General features: G+C 69.5%; 22 protein-coding genes and 2 pseudogenes. 15 read left to right on the top strand and 9 right to left on the bottom strand.

Annotated elements, in window-relative coordinates:
- Window positions 1-202: 202 nt before the first annotated feature.
- The gene (locus AC068B_RS16265) at window positions 203-1,165 is read left to right on the top strand and encodes an RNA polymerase sigma factor SigF (RefSeq protein WP_356262864.1); all 963 of its coding nucleotides are present in this window, start codon (window positions 203-205) and stop codon (window positions 1,163-1,165) included.
- A 90-nt stretch (window positions 1,166-1,255) separates the two neighbouring features.
- Here AC068B_RS16265 and AC068B_RS16270 read toward each other — a convergent pair whose 3' ends face one another.
- From AC068B_RS16270 to AC068B_RS16280, 3 genes are read right to left on the bottom strand one after another with little or no spacing between them, the layout of a single operon-like run.
- The gene (locus AC068B_RS16270; protein WP_478672156.1) at window positions 1,256-1,969 is read right to left on the bottom strand and encodes an aspartate/glutamate racemase family protein; all 714 of its coding nucleotides are present in this window, start codon (window positions 1,967-1,969) and stop codon (window positions 1,256-1,258) included.
- Window positions 1,966-2,199 carry a hypothetical protein gene (locus AC068B_RS16275; RefSeq protein WP_478672157.1) on the bottom strand — a complete coding sequence of 78 codons (234 nt, stop codon included), beginning with the start codon at window positions 2,197-2,199 and terminating at the stop codon, window positions 1,966-1,968. The genes AC068B_RS16270 and AC068B_RS16275 overlap by 4 nt, the downstream gene beginning before the upstream one ends.
- 4 nt (window positions 2,200-2,203) lie before the next feature.
- On the bottom strand, window positions 2,204-2,593 hold the full coding sequence (locus tag AC068B_RS16280; protein WP_478672159.1) for an ATP-binding protein: 390 nt from the start codon (window positions 2,591-2,593) through the stop codon (window positions 2,204-2,206).
- Between the two features lie 113 nt (window positions 2,594-2,706).
- Between AC068B_RS16280 and AC068B_RS16285 the strand changes: the two genes are divergently transcribed.
- From AC068B_RS16285 to AC068B_RS16325, 9 genes and pseudogenes are all read left to right on the top strand, one after another.
- The gene (locus AC068B_RS16285; RefSeq protein WP_478672160.1) at window positions 2,707-3,558 is read left to right on the top strand and encodes a helix-turn-helix domain-containing protein; all 852 of its coding nucleotides are present in this window, start codon (window positions 2,707-2,709) and stop codon (window positions 3,556-3,558) included.
- Window positions 3,539-3,754, top strand: a complete 216-nt coding sequence (locus AC068B_RS16290; RefSeq protein ID WP_478672161.1) for a DUF397 domain-containing protein — start codon at window positions 3,539-3,541, stop codon at window positions 3,752-3,754. The genes AC068B_RS16285 and AC068B_RS16290 overlap by 20 nt, the downstream gene beginning before the upstream one ends.
- Window positions 3,755-3,898: 144 nt before the next feature.
- A complete protein-coding gene (locus tag AC068B_RS16295; protein ID WP_478672163.1) occupies window positions 3,899-4,126 on the top strand; it encodes a hypothetical protein in 228 nt (75 codons plus the stop codon).
- Window positions 4,104-4,631, top strand: a complete 528-nt coding sequence (locus tag AC068B_RS16300) for a DUF6879 family protein (protein ID WP_478672164.1) — start codon at window positions 4,104-4,106, stop codon at window positions 4,629-4,631. The genes AC068B_RS16295 and AC068B_RS16300 overlap by 23 nt, the downstream gene beginning before the upstream one ends.
- A gap of 20 nt (window positions 4,632-4,651) precedes the next feature.
- Window positions 4,652-4,864: pseudogene (locus tag AC068B_RS16305) on the top strand (helix-turn-helix domain-containing protein); the annotation flags it as partial.
- Between the two features lie 45 nt (window positions 4,865-4,909).
- Window positions 4,910-5,506, top strand: coding sequence for a DUF5753 domain-containing protein (locus AC068B_RS16310; protein WP_478672713.1), 597 nt, complete (start codon window positions 4,910-4,912; stop codon window positions 5,504-5,506).
- Window positions 5,507-5,624: 118 nt separating this feature from the next.
- Window positions 5,625-5,858, top strand: a complete 234-nt coding sequence (locus AC068B_RS16315; RefSeq protein WP_478672165.1) for a DUF397 domain-containing protein — start codon at window positions 5,625-5,627, stop codon at window positions 5,856-5,858.
- Window positions 5,859-5,952: 94 nt separating this feature from the next.
- Window positions 5,953-6,420, top strand: a complete 468-nt coding sequence (locus tag AC068B_RS16320) for a hypothetical protein (protein WP_478672167.1) — start codon at window positions 5,953-5,955, stop codon at window positions 6,418-6,420.
- A pseudogene (locus AC068B_RS16325) lies at window positions 6,417-6,521 on the top strand (VOC family protein); the annotation flags it as partial. The gene AC068B_RS16320 and the pseudogene AC068B_RS16325, both read left to right, overlap by 4 nt.
- A 28-nt stretch (window positions 6,522-6,549) precedes the next feature.
- Here AC068B_RS16325 and AC068B_RS16330 read toward each other — a convergent pair.
- Window positions 6,550-7,905, bottom strand: coding sequence for a hypothetical protein (locus tag AC068B_RS16330; protein ID WP_478672168.1), 1,356 nt, complete (start codon window positions 7,903-7,905; stop codon window positions 6,550-6,552).
- 188 nt (window positions 7,906-8,093) lie between these two features.
- Between AC068B_RS16330 and AC068B_RS16335 the strand changes: the two genes are divergently transcribed.
- The 3 genes from AC068B_RS16335 to AC068B_RS16345 all read left to right on the top strand — a co-directional run bounded on the left by AC068B_RS16335 (window position 8,094) and on the right by AC068B_RS16345 (window position 10,066).
- On the top strand, window positions 8,094-8,618 hold the full coding sequence (locus AC068B_RS16335; protein ID WP_478672169.1) for a DUF6879 family protein: 525 nt from the start codon (window positions 8,094-8,096) through the stop codon (window positions 8,616-8,618).
- A 43-nt stretch (window positions 8,619-8,661) separates the two neighbouring features.
- Window positions 8,662-9,192: a DUF6879 family protein gene (locus AC068B_RS16340; protein ID WP_478672714.1), complete on the top strand. Its 531-nt coding sequence runs from the start codon at window positions 8,662-8,664 to the stop codon at window positions 9,190-9,192.
- Between the two features lie 277 nt (window positions 9,193-9,469).
- A complete protein-coding gene (locus tag AC068B_RS16345; RefSeq protein ID WP_478672171.1) occupies window positions 9,470-10,066 on the top strand; it encodes a hypothetical protein in 597 nt (198 codons plus the stop codon).
- A gap of 6 nt (window positions 10,067-10,072) precedes the next feature.
- Here AC068B_RS16345 and AC068B_RS16350 read toward each other — a convergent pair whose 3' ends face one another.
- Complete coding sequence (locus AC068B_RS16350; RefSeq protein ID WP_478672172.1) at window positions 10,073-10,930, bottom strand: helix-turn-helix transcriptional regulator; 858 nt, start codon at window positions 10,928-10,930, stop codon at window positions 10,073-10,075.
- Window positions 10,931-11,017: 87 nt separating this feature from the next.
- On the opposite strand from AC068B_RS16350, the gene AC068B_RS16355 reads away from it, so the two are divergent.
- Window positions 11,018-11,806, top strand: a complete 789-nt coding sequence (locus AC068B_RS16355; RefSeq protein WP_478672173.1) for an SDR family NAD(P)-dependent oxidoreductase — start codon at window positions 11,018-11,020, stop codon at window positions 11,804-11,806.
- Between the two features lie 50 nt (window positions 11,807-11,856).
- Here AC068B_RS16355 and hutI read toward each other — a convergent pair whose 3' ends face one another.
- The 4 genes from hutI to hutU all read right to left on the bottom strand — a co-directional run bounded on the left by hutI (window position 11,857) and on the right by hutU (window position 17,498).
- Window positions 11,857-13,050 carry an imidazolonepropionase gene (gene hutI, locus AC068B_RS16360; protein WP_478672175.1) on the bottom strand — a complete coding sequence of 398 codons (1,194 nt, stop codon included), beginning with the start codon at window positions 13,048-13,050 and terminating at the stop codon, window positions 11,857-11,859.
- A 172-nt stretch (window positions 13,051-13,222) separates the two neighbouring features.
- A complete protein-coding gene (locus AC068B_RS16365; protein ID WP_478672176.1) occupies window positions 13,223-14,575 on the bottom strand; it encodes a formimidoylglutamate deiminase in 1,353 nt (450 codons plus the stop codon).
- Window positions 14,572-15,774 carry an allantoate amidohydrolase gene (locus tag AC068B_RS16370; protein WP_478672715.1) on the bottom strand — a complete coding sequence of 401 codons (1,203 nt, stop codon included), beginning with the start codon at window positions 15,772-15,774 and terminating at the stop codon, window positions 14,572-14,574. The genes AC068B_RS16365 and AC068B_RS16370 overlap by 4 nt, the downstream gene beginning before the upstream one ends.
- A gap of 65 nt (window positions 15,775-15,839) precedes the next feature.
- Entirely contained in the window at window positions 15,840-17,498 is a 1,659-nt protein-coding gene (hutU, locus tag AC068B_RS16375; RefSeq protein WP_478672177.1) for a urocanate hydratase, read from the bottom strand.
- A 140-nt stretch (window positions 17,499-17,638) separates the two neighbouring features.
- Between hutU and AC068B_RS16380 the strand changes: the two genes are divergently transcribed.
- Window positions 17,639-19,039 carry a type III PLP-dependent enzyme domain-containing protein gene (locus tag AC068B_RS16380; RefSeq protein ID WP_478672179.1) on the top strand — a complete coding sequence of 467 codons (1,401 nt, stop codon included), beginning with the start codon at window positions 17,639-17,641 and terminating at the stop codon, window positions 19,037-19,039.
- Window positions 19,040-19,080: the final 41 nt, after the last annotated feature.

Genomic DNA, 19,080 nt, shown 5'->3' on the forward strand with positions numbered 1-19,080 from the left:
ACGCCCCTGAACATTACGCCCTCCTGGCGTTCCGGGGTACCCGAACATCCCCCCGAATTCGGACATTTAGCCACAGAACGCACTTGCGACCGGAGCGCGGAAGCGGGTAGGGGTAGAAGGGACAGCAATCGACACGGACGGCTTTGGAGGCGCCGCACACCGCAGTGCACGTATTGGCATCGGCAGCCATATGCCGAGAACGATGGAGGACACCATGTCACCCCGGCTCGACGAATCGCATACTGACCAGGCGACGTCGACACTCCCGCCGCACCGCTCCGCCACCGAGATCCCGGGTCCTGCCCACGAGCCCGTACAGGCTCAGCATGCCCACGATGGCGCTCAGGACACCCACGAAGTCCTCGAGGGCCTTCCGGAGATCCCGCCGTACGACGAGGTGGCGCCGCTGGACGCGAGGGCCCTGTCCAAGACCCTCTTCGAGCGCCTCGAATCGCTTGAGGAAGGCACGCACGAATACGCGTACGTCCGTAACACCCTGGTCGAACTGAACCTCGCTCTGGTGAAGTTCGCGGCCTCCCGGTTCCGCTCCCGCAGCGAGCCCATGGAGGACATCATCCAGGTCGGCACGATCGGCCTCATCAAGGCGATCGACCGCTTCGAACTCAGCCGCGGCGTGGAGTTCCCCACCTTCGCGATGCCGACGATCGTCGGCGAGATCAAGCGCTTCTTCCGCGACACCAGCTGGTCGGTGCGGGTCCCGCGCCGCCTGCAGGAGCTCCGTCTGGACCTCGCCAAGGCGGGCGACGAGCTCGCCCAGCAGTTCGATCGCGCCCCCACGGTGGGCGAGCTCGCCGAGCGCCTGGGCATCTCCAACGACGAGGTCGTCGAGGGAATGGCCGCCTCGAACGCCTACACGGCGAGCTCCCTGGACGCGCAGCCCGAGGAGGACGACTCCGAAGGCGCCCTCGCGGACCGCATCGGCTACGAGGACCACGGCCTCGAAGGCATCGAGTACGTCGAGTCGCTGAAGCCGCTGATCGCCGAACTGCCTCCGCGCGACCGCAAGATCCTCTCCCTCCGCTTCGTCGCCAACATGACGCAGTCGGAGATCGGCGAAGAGCTCGGCATCTCGCAGATGCACGTCTCGCGCCTGTTGTCGCGCACTCTCGTCAAGCTCCGCAAGGGACTGACGGTCGAGGAGTGAGCGCGCGCGATGACACCGCGCGACGCGTGAACGCCCTGGTGGGGCCCGCCTCCTGAAGTCCGGGAAGAGGCGGGCCCCACGGCTGTTCCGTCATGCGGGCGGAGGTGGGGACGGAGCCAGCGCCGCATCGACCGCGGCCTCCGCGTGGAGCCGGGTCGTGGGGAACACCGGCACCGGGCTGTGCGCCTGCCCGATGAGCAGCTCGATCTCCGTGCACCCGAGGATCACGCCCTCGGCCCCCGCGTCCACGAGCGCGCCGATGACCTCCTGGTACGCGGCACGCGAATCCTCCCGCACGATTCCGAGGCACAACTCCTCGTAGATCACGCGATGAACGACGTCCCGCCCAGCTTGGTCCGGAACCAACACCTCAAGCTGCCCATGACTGGCGAGCCGCTCCCGGTAGAACTCCTGCTCCATGGTGAACGCGGTCCCGAGCAGCCCCACGCGCGTGACGCCCGCCGCGCGCACGGCCTCGGCGGTGGCGTCCGCGAGGTGCAGCAGCGGCACGGAGAGCGCGGCCTGCACCTGGTCGGCGACCTTGTGCATGGTGTTGGTGCAGATGAGGACGAGGTCGGCACCGGCGGCCTCAACTCCCCTGGCGGCAGCGGCGAGTACGTCCCCGGCCCGCTCCCACTCCCCCTTCACCTGCAGCCGCTCGATCTCCGCGAAGTCGACGGAGTACAGCACGCAGCGCGCGGAGTGCAGCCCTCCGAGCCGCTCACGTACGCGTTCGTTGAGCAGCCGGTAGTACTCGGCGCTGGACTCCCAGCTCATGCCGCCGATGAGGCCGATGGTCTTCATGGCGCCAGGATGCCGTACGGCTCCGCAGGGCGGAGGGCCCCCAGGTAGGGGCGGGTGAGCGGGGCGCCCGTGACGTCGACGGTGCGGTCTTCGGTGGCCTCGCGGGCGTACGGGCTGCGGGGGCGGAGATCCCGGGCACCGGGACGGGTCTCCGGTCGGCCCTCCCTCAGGGTCGGCGCACGACGCGTACCCGTACCGGGAAGCAGCCGGGCCAGAAGGCGACGCAGCACGTGTCTACCCCTCCCCCAGCTCGCACCAGACGGTCTTGCTGTCGGGCCCCTGCTCGACGCCCCACCGCAGCGAGACGGCGTCGAGCAGGGCGAGCCCTCTTCCCGTCTCGTCGTCGCGGCCCGCGCTGCGGAGCAGGGGCCAGGCGCGGGGGTCCGGATCGGTGACGGCCACGCGGATCCGGTCGCGGGAGGTGGTGAGGCGGACGGTGACGGGCGTTCCCTCGCCGAGGTGCCGGATCACGTTGCTGAGCAGTTCGCTGACGCAGAGCTGGACGTCGGGGTGGGGGCTGCCGAGGGGGTGACTGCTCAGGGTGCGGCGGATTTCGGGCACGGCTTTGGGGACGGCGAGCAGGGAGAGTTCGAAGTCCGGGGAGGTGGGGGGTGGTTCTTGCATGGGGGTACGCCTTCCGAGCGCTCTGTGACGATGCGGTCACACAGTGGCGTGGGGGCGGCGTAACGTGACAGGGGTTTGGGTTCCACAGTGCGAAGTGTGGAAGGCGGTCAACTGTGGCGGTACGCAAGGACATCGACGGCTCGGCGAGCGTGCCCGCCTTCTATGGCAAGGAACTGCGCTGGAAGCGGGAGGCGGCGGGGCGCACGCTCCAGGAGACGGTGGAGGGGAGCTTCTACGGGGCGTCGTATCTGAGTGGGATCGAGCGGGGCGAGCGGCGGATGCCGCTGGAACTGGCCCGCCATGTGGACCAGTTCCTGGTGACCGACGGGTTCTTCGAGCGACGTTGCGCGGACGTACGGAAGGCCCGGAAGAGTGCGCACGCCGAGTACTTCGTGCCGGTCATGGAGGCGGAGCCGCGGGCACGGATGATCGAGGAGTGGAACAACGCCCTCATTCCCGGGCTGTTGCAGACCAAGGCGTACGCGCAAGCGGTCATCCACTCCACACATCCGCTGGACCTTCCGGAGGAGGTCGAGGCGAAGATCGACGCCCGACTGCAGCGGGCCAAGCTCTTCGATGACCCGAAGATGCCGGAGTATTGGACGATCCTGCACGAGTCCCTACTCCAGGAGCCGCTTCTGCCAGCGGAGGAGATGGCTAAACAGCTCGACCACATCGCAGCGTTGGCGAAACGCCGCCGCATCGTTCCACAGATCCTCTTGTGGAACGCCCCAACTCGTCCGTTCATGGGGCTGACGCTCAAGTTCATGGAGTTCGACGACGCGCCTCCGCTCATGTACACGGAAGGCCCGTACCACGGCCAGTGCGTGGACGATCCGGCCCTCGTGAAGCCGTATCGGAAGGCATACGATCGGCTCAGGGCCGCCGCACTGCCGCCGGAGGCGTCCCTCGCCATGATCGAGGATGCGGCTGAGGATTACCGAAATGGCAAGCCACGAAGTTGACTTGAGCACTGCTGTGTGGCGCAAGAGCAGCCACAGCAACGGTGATGGCGGCGACTGCGTCGAGATCGCCGACGGCACCCCCGGCATCGTCCCCGTCCGGGACTCCAAAATGACGGACGGCCCCACCCTCGCGTTCCCGGCGACCGCGTGGGCCCCCTTCATCACCGCACTCGCAGGGAACCACCTGGCGCGCTGACGCTGCCGCTCGTTGAACATCTACGCATGCGCCGCGCCCACGGAGCACGAACGTCATGCAAGTTCGTGCAAGTTCACTGCGCACGCGCTGAGTTGGGCGCAAGCTCATACGCAGAGATCGTCTTCCACGAACGAGGTGGTCACCATGGCGCTGCGCATGCTGGGCAAGGACCCGAATTCTCCCGAGGGCAAGTCCGCGACGATCTACTACGACGACGTGATGGACCGGTACTTGGTCCAGGGGCTGAAGGTCCTCGACGATGAGCGCCTCTCACAAATGGACCTTCCGGACCACGAGACGGTCGTGGAGATCCCGAAGTACATGGTGAAGTTCTTCCCGGAGGTGAGCGGTGGCCGTGGAGCCGACGTTTGAGGAGCTGTTCCGGCAGACCAAGCGTTCTGCTGTACATCTTGAGATGCGGGACGGTTACATGCGTTCCGACCAGGACTTCGTCACCTGGTCAAAGGCTCCCCTGAGCGTTCCACCACTGCGTCCACCCGAGACGCGGCCGTGGCTGTCGCTTATGAAGGAGATCACCGGCCGCGGAGTGGAAGTTCGTCGTGCACGGGTCTTTTCGGAGCCGATGAGTGACTACCTGCGCTACGAGCACCACCTGACGCCGAGCAACGTGGCAGCCGGTGAGATCGTCCGTTGGCTGCCGCGTCGCCAGGCGTCGGATCTCGCACTCCCGGGGAACGACTTCTGGCTCTTCGACGACAGCCTCGTCCTCTTCCTGCACTTCACGGGTGATGGAGAGTTGTCTCCCGAGGGAGACGAGGAACGGTCATGTGCACCTGAAGTGGTCCAGCTGTGCCGCACGGCCTTCGAGGCAGTGTGGGAACGGGCCGTTCCGCACGAGGCGTACAGGCCGGTCTGAGCCAGTAGAGCTGATACTGCGTGCTTCCGCCTTCGCTGCCACCGAGCGTCCGGCAAGCCAGAGACGCACTCGGGGAGCGCCTACGCGAAATCCGTAAGGCATCCGGCCTGACAGGTCGTGCTCTGGCAGCGGAGGCTGGTTGGCATGAGTCGAAGAGTTCACGACTCGAGAACGGCAAGACCTCACCTTCGGATGAGGACATCCGAACGTGGACCCGAATCTGTCGCGCCCAGCACGAGACTGCAGACCTCATCGCGACGGCCCGCGGCATCGACGGCATGTATGTCGAGTGGCGCCGCGTGGAAAGCGCTGGTCTGAAACGTGTCCAGGAATCCGTGCTGCCGCTGTTCCTGCGAACCCGATGGTTCCGCTTCTACCAGTCGCAAGTTGTCCCTGGCCTGCTCCAGACCGAGCATTACACGCGAGCCATGCTCGGCACGGTCGTTGCACTGCGGGGAGTCTCTGCTGACATCGACGACGCGGTGACCGCCCGTATGAGCCGCCAGCACATCCTGCACACCGGAGGACGCCGCTTCGCCTTCCTGATCGAGGAGTGGGTTCTGCGGTCCGTGATCGGCTCGCCGGAAACCATGGCGAACCAGCTCGTCCACCTCATCGGTCTGACGGCCACCCCGTCCGTGAGCCTCGGCGTGATCCCCATGGGGATTGTGCGGGGCAACGCGTGGCCTGCCGAGTCCTTCGCCATCTACGACGTGAAGCAGGTCTCCGCCGAGCTGGTATCCGCCGGTCTCACCGTGACGCAGCCGCGAGAGATCGCTGACTACGCGAATAGCTTCACCGAGCTGGCAGGCATTGCCGTTTACGGGAGTGCTGCCAGGAAGCTCATCGCCTCAGCCATCGACGCGCTCAAGTGAAGCGATGCAAGTACGTAGAAGTTCATTGAGTGCCGATTTTCACGGTCCCTACCTTGAAGCAGGACCGCTCGGCAGGTGCGCGGGCGGGCACACCACTTCAGCAACCGGAAGGTGAACCATGCCCGGAACCGACATCTACAGCCTTCTCATCACCGAATCCGTCGTCTACAACAAGGCTTGCGGCGGCAACACTCACCCGGACGGTGAGTCGTGCGTGACCCTCGCGAAGATCGGCGAGGGCGCCTGGGCCCTGGGTGACAGCAAGCGGCCCGGCGCCGAACCGCTGCGCTTCACCACGGATGAACTGGACGCCGCAGGCATCGACCCGGCGAGGTTCGGGCTCTCCGCCTGACGGCTCACGCCCTTCCGGCCGGACTCCGCTCCCTGCACGGGGTGGTGACCGGCCGGACTTCCCCTCACTCCGTACTCCCCAAAGGGGACGGCAGGTGCACCACCACGGATATGTGTGGACCGGTCCCAAACAGCGGTACGACGATGAAGCGCTGCGACGGCCTCCGCCACAGCACCCACCCCCGGACGGAAGCCGCCCCGATCTCGTGCTGCGTCACCGAGAGGTGAAGGCGGAGTTTCCGGTCGTGGATCTACCACCGCTGGAGACGGCGTACTGGCTGATCAAGCCGGAGAAGCTGGTCCGCGGAACCTGGGAGGAACCGAAGGAGGCCGCGGACTGGCTCGGAGAGCAACTGGACAAGTACGCAGTCAGGTTCGACTCCGAAGGCGGACGAAATCGTGGGCGCCTCGCCATGCTCGTCGAATCCGCTGCCGAGCAGCTCGCCCAGGGACGGGACGTGTCCCAAGGCTGCTACCTGGAACGCCCCACGTTTCTGTCCCTGGCCCTGGTGTGCTGCTCCCCCAACCGCGCCCTGCCCGCACTCCCGTGCCCTACGCGATGAAGCGGGCAGCCTTCTACTCCGAGGTGACGAGGCTCCCGGTCAAGGAGGACAGTAGCGAGCAGTGGGCCGGTATCCAGTTCGGCGAGATCGAGCTGGCCTTCGGCGCGACACTGCCGCAGTTCCCGAGACCTACGCCTTGAGCGTCGCGACCTCGCGGGCCCGCTCGGCCAGCGCCCGGACCCCGTGCGACGTCCGGTGCGGGCGCATGCTCTCCCGCATCGTACGGAAATGATCGTCTCCGCGGACCGATGACACCTTCTCGTACTCGTCGAGGAAACGTCCCCACGACTGGCACGCCGAGTCGACGTGCCCGAGCTGCAGCTGACGTTGCGCGAGCAGCGCGTACGAATGCACCCGGCCTTGGCGTTCCTGCGCTGGCTGTACCTCGATGGACTCCTTCAACGCCTTGATGGAGCCGCGCAGATCGTTCTCCTCCGACAGCACATGCGACACGTGGAATAGCCACGCCGTCCGGTCGTACCCACCGACCGCGTCCCGGCGATTGTCGGCCTTGGAGAGGGCGTCCTCCGCCTCGCGCAGCCGGAGGTGGGCCTGCCTGCGGTCTTTGACCATGGAAGCGGCGTGGGCCTGCTGCCCCCGGAGGAACGCGACCAGCCGCGGTCCGGCCTTCGGGGCGGCCTCGGCGGCGGAGTCGGCGAACTCCAACCCCTTCTGCCCGTATCGCAGGCTCGTCATCTGGAGCGACATGCCGCGCAGGGTGCGGCAGTACGTGACGTGGTCCTCGGCCTTGTCGGCCAGGTCGAGCGCCTTCAAGTACCAGCGCTGGGCGACGACGTGGTCCTTCTCGTACATCGCCATCCAGCCGGTGAGATAGGTCAGGTCGGACGCGGCGGCCTTCATGTCGTTCCCCACCTGCACGGTGGCCTGTGCGCGCAGCCAGGGTGCGACGGTGTTCACGAGGTACGCCGCCGCCATGGGCCGGGCATGCCCGGCGCCGTCCTCGTCGAGGATGTCGGCGATGCGTCCAGTGGTGCGGCGCACGCTCGCGACCTGCGAAGCGCCGATGCGGGTGGTGGCCTTGCCCGGTGCGACCGGTTCATCGGCGTGCGCGTACGGACTGCCGAAGACCGGGACGGCCAGCGCTGCCGAGAACACCCCGGCGGCGAGTACGCCACGTCGGGACGGGTCCATGTCCGCCCGCCCGAAGTCGAGCAACTGCTCGACGGTGTCGAGGTGTTGCTCGCCTCCAGCGGCGGACGCGTGCGCCTCCAGGCCAGCTTCTTCATGGCTGATCGGACGGCCGCACTTCTCCGACAGTGCCGCCAGCAACAGGGGCTTGACCTGGTCCTTTGGCTTATTGGCACCACTGATCCAGTTGGAGACCGCCTGACCGGTCAGATGCAACGGAAAGCCCGCCAGGACACTCACCCGATTGATGGCCCTCGCGAGCTCCTGCCGTTGGCACCCCGACTGGTCAAGTAGCGCGCTGAGCTTGCGGTTCGGCGTACGCGAAGTAGACGGCATGGCGAATCTCCCGACAGCTCCGACAGCTCTTTCACGGCTTTCACGATGCCCGCCTCTCCACGGTACCCATGGACCGTCGGCCGGTGATTACCTGAGTGTCAGAACGAGCCGCAAGTGATCAATCCAGCAGAGCAGTCGCTCTTGGGAGCTGTTCGGCAAGCGACCCGACTGACTGAGGAGGGCGGCCCATGCCGCTGGACGGCGAGGACTGGCGGCGGTTCTTCGACGCCTTCACCCACGAAGCGTGGCGGTTCGAGGCGCAGCCGACGTACACCATGCCGAAGGAACAGGAGAACGTCGCCCGCTTCCTTCGAGGCGAGACCAAGCCCTCCGGCCACAACGCCCGCTGGCACGAACGCGTGCGCGGATACGTCGAGTCCGGCCGACACATCGGCCGCGTCCGCGTCGTGCGCCGACCGCTCACGGACTACCAGCGGTACCAGTTCGCGTGGGGAATCCCCGGCAACATCGCGGCCGGAGAGGACATCCGCGTCCTGGACGTGACGCGGGAGGACTTCGGCCTGCCGCTCTCGGGGCGTGACTGGTGGATGTTCGACGAGTCCCGCATCGCGCACCTGAACTTCCGCCCGGACGGGACTCAGATCGGCCGCGAGGCGTACGAGGGCGATCCGGCTCCGTACCGGGAGTGGAAACGTACGGCCCTGGCGCACGCCGTGCCTTTCGGGCAGTACGTGAATGACCTGTCCGACTGAGCTCGGGGGCGCTGGACGAACCATGAGGGAGGAACCCGTGCCCATGGATGGCACTAGCCCCGTCCTGCTGGACGGCGACACCTGGCAGGCGCACTTCCGCGACTTCAAGCGTTCCGCCTTCCGGCTCGAAGTGCACCAGACGTACACCATGCCCGCCGAGGCCGAGACGGTACGCGACTTCTTTGCCGGGGCCGAGAAGCCCGGCGACTTCAACGTCTCATGGCATCGGACTGTCAGCGACAACGCTGCGGCCGGGCGGACCATGACCCGCGCCAAGGTCGTACGCCGACCGCTCACGCCGTACAGCCGGTACTTGTTCGAGTGGTGCGTTCCCGGGAATGTCGCGGCCGGGGAGGACTACCGGATCGTTGACGTGACGGATCGACCGAACCCCGGGCTACCTGAACAGGACTTCTGGCTGTTCGACGAAACGACGGTCGTACACCTCAACTACCGACCCGACGGTACGCAGATCGACCGCGAGCTGATTCAGAACCCCGACATGGGCAAGTACCTCGCCTGGCGGGATCTCGCCCTGGAAAGCGCCGTGCCGTTCAGTGTCTATCGAACCTGAGACACAAGCACAGGAACGGAGCCCGGAGCTATCAGAGTCTCCCGCGCTCCCGCCGGGGGCGTCCCGTTCCAGCGTTCCATGCATGCTTCGTTTCGCCTGGTCAGCGGGGGCCGTGCGTCCCAGCTTCCCGTTCTGGACGCTTCCTGTGGTGGTTGGGACCGGTCGGCTCGCAGACTCAAGTCGGCCAGCATACGCGGTCGTTGACCGGTGGGTGTCAGGGAAATGGCCCCGGCCCGCCGTCGGCGGCTCAAGCGTCGACAGCTCAGGGAGTCTCGCCATGACCCGTTCCACCATCCGCTCGCGCCGCCGCATGGCCGGGGTGGCGACCGCCGCCCTGCTGTCCCTGGGGCTGCTGACCGCGTGCGGCTCCGATTCCTCGGACACCGACTCGTCGAGCGCCAGTTCGTCCCAGAAGGCCGAGTCGGGTGCCAAGTCGTCCGACAAAGACGCGAAGGGCAACTCGAAGCTGTCCTCCCGGGCCGAAGGCGGGGAGTCGAACTTCCTACAGGGCGACACCACCGCAGCCCGCACCTTCCAGCTGAGCGTCGACGGCGGCACCGAGACCCTCGGCGGAGTCTCCGAACTGAAGGTGGACCAGCCCACGGAGCAGTCACCCTCCAACAAGCTCATCCCCGGCGAGCAGCACTCGGGCACGGTGACCGTGGTCCGCGGCGCCGAACAGTCCCAGCAGTTCACCGACCTGATCAACGGCAACACCCAGCCCGGGACAGCGTCCCTCAGCATGTTGGACACCACGGGCAGTGCGACGAAGCAGTACACCCTGCAAGAGCCCAGGGCCATCAAGGTCGACGAGCCTCAGACCGGCAACGCCCAGAGCGTCACGATCCGGTTCACGAACCTGACGGTCGGCTAGCGGCACTCAGCCCGGTACGTCCATGCGCTGCGTGCCCACCACCGACAGCAGCCTCATCGCCTCCTCCGAGCCGGGGGCCGCCGTGTAGATGAAGACGCGCTGGTCCCGGTCCGTGATGTCCAGGGCGTCGCAGTGCACGGTGACGAGGCCGACCACGGGGTGGTGGAAGGTTTTGCAGAGGGTGGGGCGGGACGAGATGTCGTGGGTGGACCAGAGGGCTGCGAACTCCGGGCTTTTGGCGCGGAGTTCAGTTATCAGGGAGGTCACCTCCGGGTCGTCGGGGTAGCGGGCCGACGTCGTGCGGAGGTGCTGGGTCATCGTCCGGGAGAACTCGTCGGCGTCCGAGACTCCGTACAGGCGTCGGCCGTCCTCGTACGGGCCGAGGAACGTGCGCCGGACCAGATTGCGGTCGCGGCGCGAGAGGAGCGAGAAGTCCTCCATCAGCGCTGCCGCCAGGTTGTTCCAGGCTATGACCTCGTACGTCGCCGACAGCACGATCGCCGCCGCCTCCGGGAGCCTGTCCAGGAGTTGGACGAGGCTCGGCCGCACCTCCCGCGAAGGGCCGGGCGGCGGGCCCGGTGGGACGCCTGCGAGGTGGTGGAGGTGGTCTCGTTCCGGGGCCGACAGGCGTAGGGTACGAGCTAGTTGGGCCAGGACCTCGCGGGACGGGTGCGGGGCGCGGGCCTGCTCCAGGCGCGCGTAGTACTCCGTCGAGATGTACGCCAGCTGCGCCACCTCCTCGCGGCGCAGGCCCGGCGTGCGGCGGCGCGGGCCCGCGGGGAGGCCCACGTCGGCGGGCGTGATGCGTTCGCGCCTGCTGCGCAGGAAGCCCGCCAGTTCCCGTTCCCGTTCTTGTCGGTTCACCGTTCAAGTGTGCGGGACATCGCAGGTGGTCAGCCAGGTACTGGTGGTGCCTGGATGAGGGTCGCGGGGTCGCGCAGGCTCCTCGGTATGGACATCAATACATCGAACGCCGTCGGCACCGGTCTGCTCGCTGGGAAAGTCGCCCTCGTCACCGGCGCCGGTCGCGGCATCGGTGCCGCCTCCGCTCGGCTCTTCGCCCGGGAGGGGGCCCGGGTGGTGCTCGCCTCCCGGACCGAGGCGCAGCTGAAGAGCGTGGTCGAGGGGATACGGGACGAAGGTGGCGTCGCGGAGTACGTCGTGTGCGATCTCGCCGACTCGGAGAGCGTCCGGGGGGCGGTACGCCAGGTCGTGGAGTTGTACGGGCGGCTCGACGTCGCCTTCAACAACGGGGCCACCGGGCAGCCCCCCGGGCCTATGGATCAGTTGTCCGAGGACGACTTCGACCGCGTGTGCGCCGTGAACCTCAAGGGGCCGTGGCTCGCCATGAACGCCGAGGTCGCCGCCATCCGCGCCACCTCGAAACGCGGCGCCATCGTCAACACCTCCAGCGTCGGCAGCCTGCTGGCCAACCCCGCCCTGCCCGCGTACGGGGCGACGAAGCGGGCGCTCAACAGCCTCACCGCGTCAGCCGCCGTCACGTACGGGCCCGAGAACATCCGCGTCAACGCCGTAGCGCCCGGCACCACGCTCACGGAGATGCTCCGCGAGTGGGACGCGGAGTCCCCCGGCACCATCGACCACCTGAACTCCCAGACGCCTCTGGGGCGTGCCGCCGATCCGGATGAGATCGCGCAGGCCGCCGCTTGGCTGCTGAGTGACCGGGCCTCGTACGTCACCGGCACGGTGCTGCGGGTCGACGGCGGCATGTGGGCCTGAGGTCAGGACACACGGACCTCAGGCCACAGGGACCTCAGGACACGCAGCGCTCAGGCCACCCGCGCGCCCCGGCGCCACACCTCGCTGACCAGCGGGACCCCCGGTCGGTAGGCGAGGTGGACATGGCTCGGGGCGTCCAGGAATGCCAGGTCCGCGCGGGCCCCTGCCGCGACCCGGCCCACGTCGTCCCTGCGCAGGGCCTTCGCGCCGCCCGCCGTCGCCGACCAGATCGCCTCGTCCGGGGTCATGCCCATGTCCCGCACCGCCAGGGCGATGCAGAACGGGACCGATGACGTGAAGGACGAGCCGGGGTTGCAGTCCGTGGAGAGGGCCACCGTCGCGCCCGCGTCCAGGAGGCGGCGGGCGTCGGGCCACTCGGCCCGGGTGGAGAACTCCGCGCCGGGGAGGAGCGTGGCCACCGTGTTGCCCTGGGCCAGCGCGTCGACGTCCGCGTCCGTCAGGTGCGTGCAGTGGTCGGCGCTCGCCGCGTCCAGTTCTACCGCGAGTTGTACACCCGGGCCGTACGACAGCTGGTTCGCGTGGATGCGGGGGTGCAGGCCCTTCGCCTTGCCCGCCGTCAGGATCGCGCGGGCCTGGTCGCCGTCGAACGCGCCCTTCTCGCAGAAGACGTCGACCCAGCGGGCGTGGGGCGCGCAGGCCTCCAGCATCTCGCCCGTCACCAGGTCCACGTACGCCGCCGGGTCCTCCGCGTAGTCCGGGGAGACGATGTGCGCGCCGAGGAACGTGACCTCGTCGGTGTGGCGCGCCGCGATGCGCAGGGCGCGGGACTCGTCCTCGGTGTTCAGGCCGTAGCCCGACTTCGTCTCGAACGTGGTCGTGCCCTGGCGGAGGGCCTCGGTGAGGTAGTGGGTGAGGTTCGCTTCGAGCTCGGCGTCCGTGGCCGCGCGCGTTGCTGCCACCGTCGTGCGGATGCCTCCCGCGGAGTAGGCGCGGCCCGACATGCGGGCGTTGAACTCCTGGGTGCGGTCGCCCGCGAAGACGAGGTGGGAGTGGGAGTCGACGAATCCGGGGATCGCGGCGCGGCCCTGTGCGTCGTACGTCTCGTCCGCCGCGGGGGCCTTGGCCGCCGGGCCCACCCACGCGATGGTCTCGCCGTCCAGGACCACGGCGGCGTCCGTCAGCAGGCCCAGCGGGGTTCCGTCGCCCTGCGCCGGGTCGTTCGTGACGAGGCTGGCGATGTTGGTGATCAGGGTGGTGGGGGTGGTGGGGGTGGTGCGGGGCATGGGGCTTCTCCCGGGTGAGGGGGGGGGGCTGGGGTGCGAGCGAGGTTCTTTCCCCGATCCCGCCCCTTCCCGAAACCGGGGCTCCGCCCCGGACCCCGCTCCTCAAACGCCGGAGGGGCTGGAACCAGAGCCGGTTTCGGGCAAGGCAAGGCAAGAGCGGATAGGGGGAGGTTCAGTCTCTCAAGGCCGCGATCGCCTCCGTCAGCGCCGATGCCACGTCGGGCACCGACTCATGCGCGCCGTCCCGCACCACATGCCTGCCCCCCACCACCGTGTGCCGCACATCCGCCGCCGTCGCCGCGAAGACCGCCGTCTCCGCTGCCAGGCGCGGGACCGGGCCCGCCGTGCGGACCGAGTCCAGGGCGATGGTCGTCAGGTCCGCCAACGCGCCGGTCTCCAGAACTCCCGCCTCGGGCCAGCCCAGCGCCGCGTGGCCGTCCGCCGTGGCCGCGCGCAGCAGGGCCGCCGCGGTCCAGTGGCCGCGCGTGTGGGAGCGGAGGCGTTCGTTCAGCTCCATCGCGCGGGCCTCCTCCAGGATGTCGATCACCGCGTGGCTGTCGCTGCCCAGGGAGAGGGGGCTGCCTGCCCGCTGGAGGCGGAGCGCCGGGCCGATGCCGTCCGCGAGGTCGCGCTCCGTCGTCGGGCACATGCAGGTGCCCGTCGTCGTGCCGCCGAGCAGCGCGATGTCCTCGTCCGTGAGGTGCGTGTTGTGGACGCCCGTGGTGCGGGCGCCCAGGACGCCGTGCTCGGAGAGGAGCTGCGTGGGTGTGCGGCCGTGGACCGCACGGCACGCGTCGTTCTCCGCCGTCTGCTCGGAGAGGTGGACGTGGAGGGGGGTTCGGCGGGCCGCCGCCCACTCCGCCACCGTGCTCAGCTGGCGCGCCGGGACCGCTCGGACGGAGTGGATCGCCGCACCGATCCTGGCGTGCGGGCGGTCCTTGAGGAGCGAGGCCCGCTCCGCCCACGCCTCCGTCGTACCGTCGGAGAAGCGCAGCTGGTGGCGGTCGGGCTGCTTGCCGCGCTCGGCGTCGAGCAGCCCGGAGGCGACGTACGCCGTGTCGAGGAGCGTGATGCGCACGCCCGCGTCGGCCGCCGCCTGGATCAGCGCCTCGCCCATCGCGTTGGGGTCGGCGTACGGGGTGCCGCCGGGGGCGTGGTGGAGGTAGTGGAACTCGCCGACCGTCGTGATGCCTGCCAGCGCCATCTCCGCGTACACCGCCCGCGCGAGCGCGTGGTACGTCTCGGGGGTGAGGCGGTCGGCCACCGAGTACATGACCTCGCGCCACGTCCAGAACGTGCCGGAGCCGACCTGGACCGTGCCGCGCAGCGCGCGGTGGAAGGCGTGTGAGTGGGCGTTCGCCAGGCCGGGGAGCGTCAGGCCGCGCAGGACCGTCGCGCCGGGCGGGGGCGCGTCGACGCCCTTGCGGACGGCCGTGATGCGGTCGCCCGCCACGTCCACCGCGACCCCCGGCTCGACGTTCGTGTCGAGCCAGGCCTGCTCCAGCCAGTAGGTCTCCGTCGTCACCTGCACGCCAGCCCTTCCAGTACGTCGGCCAGTGCGGTCACCCCGGCCAGGCAGTCGTCCTCGGCGGCGTACTCGGCCGGGGAGTGCGAGACACCCGTGGGGTTCCGTACGAACAGCATGGCGGTCGGGATCGAGCCGGACAGAATACCCGCGTCGTGTCCGGCGCCCGTGCCGAGGACCGGGAGCGGGCGCTCCGCCCGGGGGGCCAGGATCGAGCCCAGCTCGTCGCGCAGTGCGTCCTCGAACTCGACCACCGGTGTGAACGACTCCCGGACGACGTCCAGGTCGATGCCGTGGCGCTCCGCGTACTCGCGGGCCGCCTTCTCGATGCCCGTGACGACCGTGTCGAGGGTGGCCTGGTCGGCCGCCCGCGAGTCCAGCCAGCCGCGTACGAGGGACGGGATCGCGTTGACGCCGTTCGGCTCGACGGAGATCTTGCCGAAGGTGGCTACCGCGCCCGCGAGTTCGGCCTCGCGGCGGGCGGCGAGGACCGTCTCCGCGTACGACAGCATCGGGTCCCTGCGGTCCACGAGGCGGGTGGTGCCCGCGTGGTTGGCCTCGCCGCGGAAGTCGAAGCGCCAGCGGCCGTGCGGCCAGATGGCGGACGCGATGCCGACCGGGTCGCCGGAGAGGTCCAGGGCGCGGCCCTGCTCGACGTGCAGCTCCACGAACGCGCCGATGCGGGCGAGGCGTTCGGGGTCGGGGCCGATGCCGTACGGGTCGTAGCCCGCCGCTTCCATCGCCCGCGGCAGCGTCACGCCGTCGCCGTCCGTGAGCTTGTGCGCGGCCTCGACGGTGAGCTGTCCCGCGGTGAGCCGGGAGCCCACGCAGGCCAGGCCGAAGCGGGCGCCCTCCTCGTCACCGAAGTTGACGATGGCGAGGGGGCGGGTGAACTGCGCCTGCCTAGAGCGGAGTTCGTCCAGGGCGGCGAAGGACGAGACCACGCCGAGCGGGCCGTCGAACGCGCCGCCGTCCGGGACCGAGTCCAGGTGGGAGCCGGTGACGACGGCGTCACCGGCCGCGGGGTCGCCGAGCCAGGCCCACTGGTTGCCGTTGCGGTCCAGTTCGTAGGTGAGCCCGCGGGACTCCGCCTGCGCCTTGAACCAGGCGCGGCAGTCCGTGTCGGCGCCCGTCCAGGCGTATCTGCGGTAGCCGCCTGAGCCGGTGTCGCGGCCGATGGAACTCAGGTCCCGCCACATCTCCTGGAAGGACACGGGGCTCCGCCCCGGACCCCGCTCCTCAATCGCCGGAGGGGCTGAATTACTCACTCCCCCTCCCGCATGGGAACGCGCACGCCCCGCTCGTCCGCCACGGTCTCCGCGATGTCGTAACCCGCGTCGACGTGCCGGATGACGCCCATGCCGGGGTCGTTCGTGAGGACGCGGCGGATCTTCTCGCCCGCGAGCTTCGTGCCGTCGGCCACCGAGACCTGGCCCGCGTGGAGGGAGCGGCCCATGCCGACGCCGCCGCCGTGGTGGATGGAGACCCAGGAGGCGCCCGACGCCACGTTGACCATGGCGTTCAGGAGCGGCCAGTCGGCGATCGCGTCGGAGCCGTCGAGCATGGCCTCCGTCTCGCGGTACGGGGAGGCCACCGAGCCGCAGTCCAGGTGGTCGCGGCCGATCGCGAGGGGGGCGGCGAGGGTGCCGTTGCCGACCATGTCGTTGAACATGTCGCCCGCCTTGTCGCGCTCGCCCTGGCCGAGCCAGCAGATGCGGGCGGGGAGGCCCTGGAAGTGGACGCGCTCGCCCGCCATCTTGATCCAGCGGTGGAGGGACTCGTTCTCGGGGAAGAGGTCGAGGAGCGCCTTGTCCGTCTTGTGGATGTCGGAGGCCTCGCCGGAGAGCGCCGCCCAGCGGAACGGGCCCTTGCCCTCGCAGAAGAGCGGGCGGATGTAGGCGGGGACGAAGCCCGGGAACGCGAACGCCCGCTCGTATCCGGCCAGTTGCGCCTCGCCGCGGATCGAGTTGCCGTAGTCGAAGACCTCGGCGCCCGCGTCCATGAAGCCGACCATCGCCTCGACGTGCTTCGCCATCGACTCGCGGGCGCGGGTCGTGAAGCCCGCCGGGTCCTTCGTCGCGTACGTCTGCATGTCGTCGAAGTCGACGCCCGTCGGCAGGTACGCGAGCGGGTCGTGGGCGGAGGTCTGGTCCGTCACGATGTCGATGGGGGCGCCCTCGGCGAGCATGCGCGGGAGCAGGTCCGCGGCGTTGCCGAGGAGGCCGATGGAGAAGGGGCGGCGGGCGTCGCGCGCCTCGACCGCGAGCTGGAGCGCGTGCTCCAGGGAGTCCGCCTTCACGTCCAGGTACTTGTGCTCGATACGGCGCTCGATGGCGCGCGGGTCGACGTCGATACAGATCGCGACGCCGTCGTTCATGGTGACGGCGAGCGGCTGGGCGCCGCCCATGCCGCCGAGACCGGCCGTCAACGTGATGGTCCCCGCGAGGGTCCCGTTGAACTTCTTCGCGGCGACCGCGGCGAACGTCTCGTACGTGCCCTGGAGGATGCCCTGCGTGCCGATGTAGATCCAGGAGCCCGCGGTCATCTGGCCGTACATGGTGAGGCCGAGCTGCTCCAGGCGGCGGAACTCCTCCCAGTTCGCCCAGTCGCCGACCAGGTTGGAGTTGGCGATGAGGACGCGCGGCGCCCACTCGTGGGTCTGCATGACGCCGACGGGGCGGCCGGACTGGACGAGCATCGTCTCGTCCTGCTTGAGGGTCTTCAGGGTGCGGACCATCGCGTCGAAGGAGCGCCAGTCGCGGGCCGCCTTGCCGGTGCCGCCGTAGACGACGAGCTTGTCGGGGTGCTCGGCGACCTCGGGGTCGAGGTTGTTCTGCAGCATGCGGAGGGCGGCTTCCTGCTGCCATCCCAGGGCGCTCAGTTCCGTACCGCGCGGTGCCCGTACGGGGCGGGGTCCTGACATGGCGATGCCTCCTCGAAGCTGTGACCTGTTACCTGTGACCTTGTTATTCACATCCTGGGGTTCTGAATAGAGCTAGTCAATAGCGAACGAATGCACGAGTACGCCAGCGGGGCCCCGCGCCGGATGATTGGCTGGATCACATGGGCCACGACGAGGACAACGACCAGACCCAGGTGCTCCGCGGCGACGCGGCACCGAGCGCCGCTTCAGGAGCCGACGCCGCCACCCGCCGCGACCGGGCCGTCGCCGCCGCGGTCGAGCAGGGCGTCGTCGGCCCCGCCGCCCCCGTCGCGGGCCTGCTCGACGTCGCGGGCATCCGCGCGAGCTGCGCCGCCCTGCACGCCGCCTTCCACGCCGTCACCCCGCCAGGCACCCCCGTCCTGCACGCCTTCGCGGTGAAGGCCACCCCGCTCGTCCCGGTCCTGCGGCTGCTGCGCGGGGCGGGCATCGGCGCCGAGGTGGCGAGCCCCGGCGAGCTGGCCCTGGCGCGGGCCGCCGGGGTGCCGCCCGCCGAGACCGTCCTGGACTCGCCCGCCAAGACCCCGGCCGAGCTCCGCGAGGCCCTGGCGCTCGGCATCGCGGTGAACGCGGACAACCCGCAGGAGCTGGCCCGCATCGACGCCATGACCCGGTCGGCGCTGACCGGCTCCCCGCTCGGCATCCGCGTGAACCCGCAGATCGGCGGCGGCGCGATCGGCGCCCTCTCGACGGCGACGGCCACGTCCAAGTTCGGGGTGCCGCTGCGCGACGAGGACGCCAGGGAGTGGGTGGTCAGGGCCTTCCTCGACCGCCCGTGGCTGACCCGCCTGCACGCGCACTCCGGGTCGCAGGGCATGCCCCTGGAAATGATGGTGCGGGGCGTCGCGGCGACGTACGAACTGGCCGAGGAGATCAACGAACGCGCCGGGCGGCACCAGGTCGACACCGTCGACATCGGCGGCGGCCTGCCCGTGAACTTCGGCTCGGACGAGGAGACCCCGACCCACGCGCAGTACGCGCGCCGCCTCAAGGCCCGCGTGCCGGGCCTGCTCGACGGGCGGTACGGCATCGTCACCGAGTTCGGCCGCTCGCTGCTCGCCAAGCACGGCACGATCCTCGCCCGCGTCGAGTACGCGAAGCGGGCGGGCGGCAGGCCCATCGCGGTGACGCACGCGGGTGTGCAGGTGGCGACCAGGACCGTGTACGCGCCCGCGTCGTGGCCGCTGCGGATCGCCGCGTTCGATGCGAAGGGGCGGCCCAAGAGCGGTCCCGCCGTCGGCCAGGACATCGCGGGCCCGGCCTGCTTCGCGGGCGACCTGCTCGCCGAGAACCGCCCGCTGCCCCTGCTCGAACCGGGCGACTACGTGGCCGCGCTGGACACCGGCGCCTACTACTTCGCCCAGCACTACTCGTACAACAGCCTTGCCAGGCCCGGCGTCCACGGCTTCTCCGCGTACGACGATGCGATGCGCTTCGCGGTGGTGCGCGAGCCGCAGACCCTCGACGAGATCGTGGCGGAGGCGGGCGGCGGCGCGGAACGGGACGCGCTGCGCAGCCTCTGAACGCGCCGCGAAGCCGCTGGACTGCCGCCGGAAACCCTGCG

It is taken from the genome of Streptomyces sp. NPDC042371 (assembly GCF_056437465.1).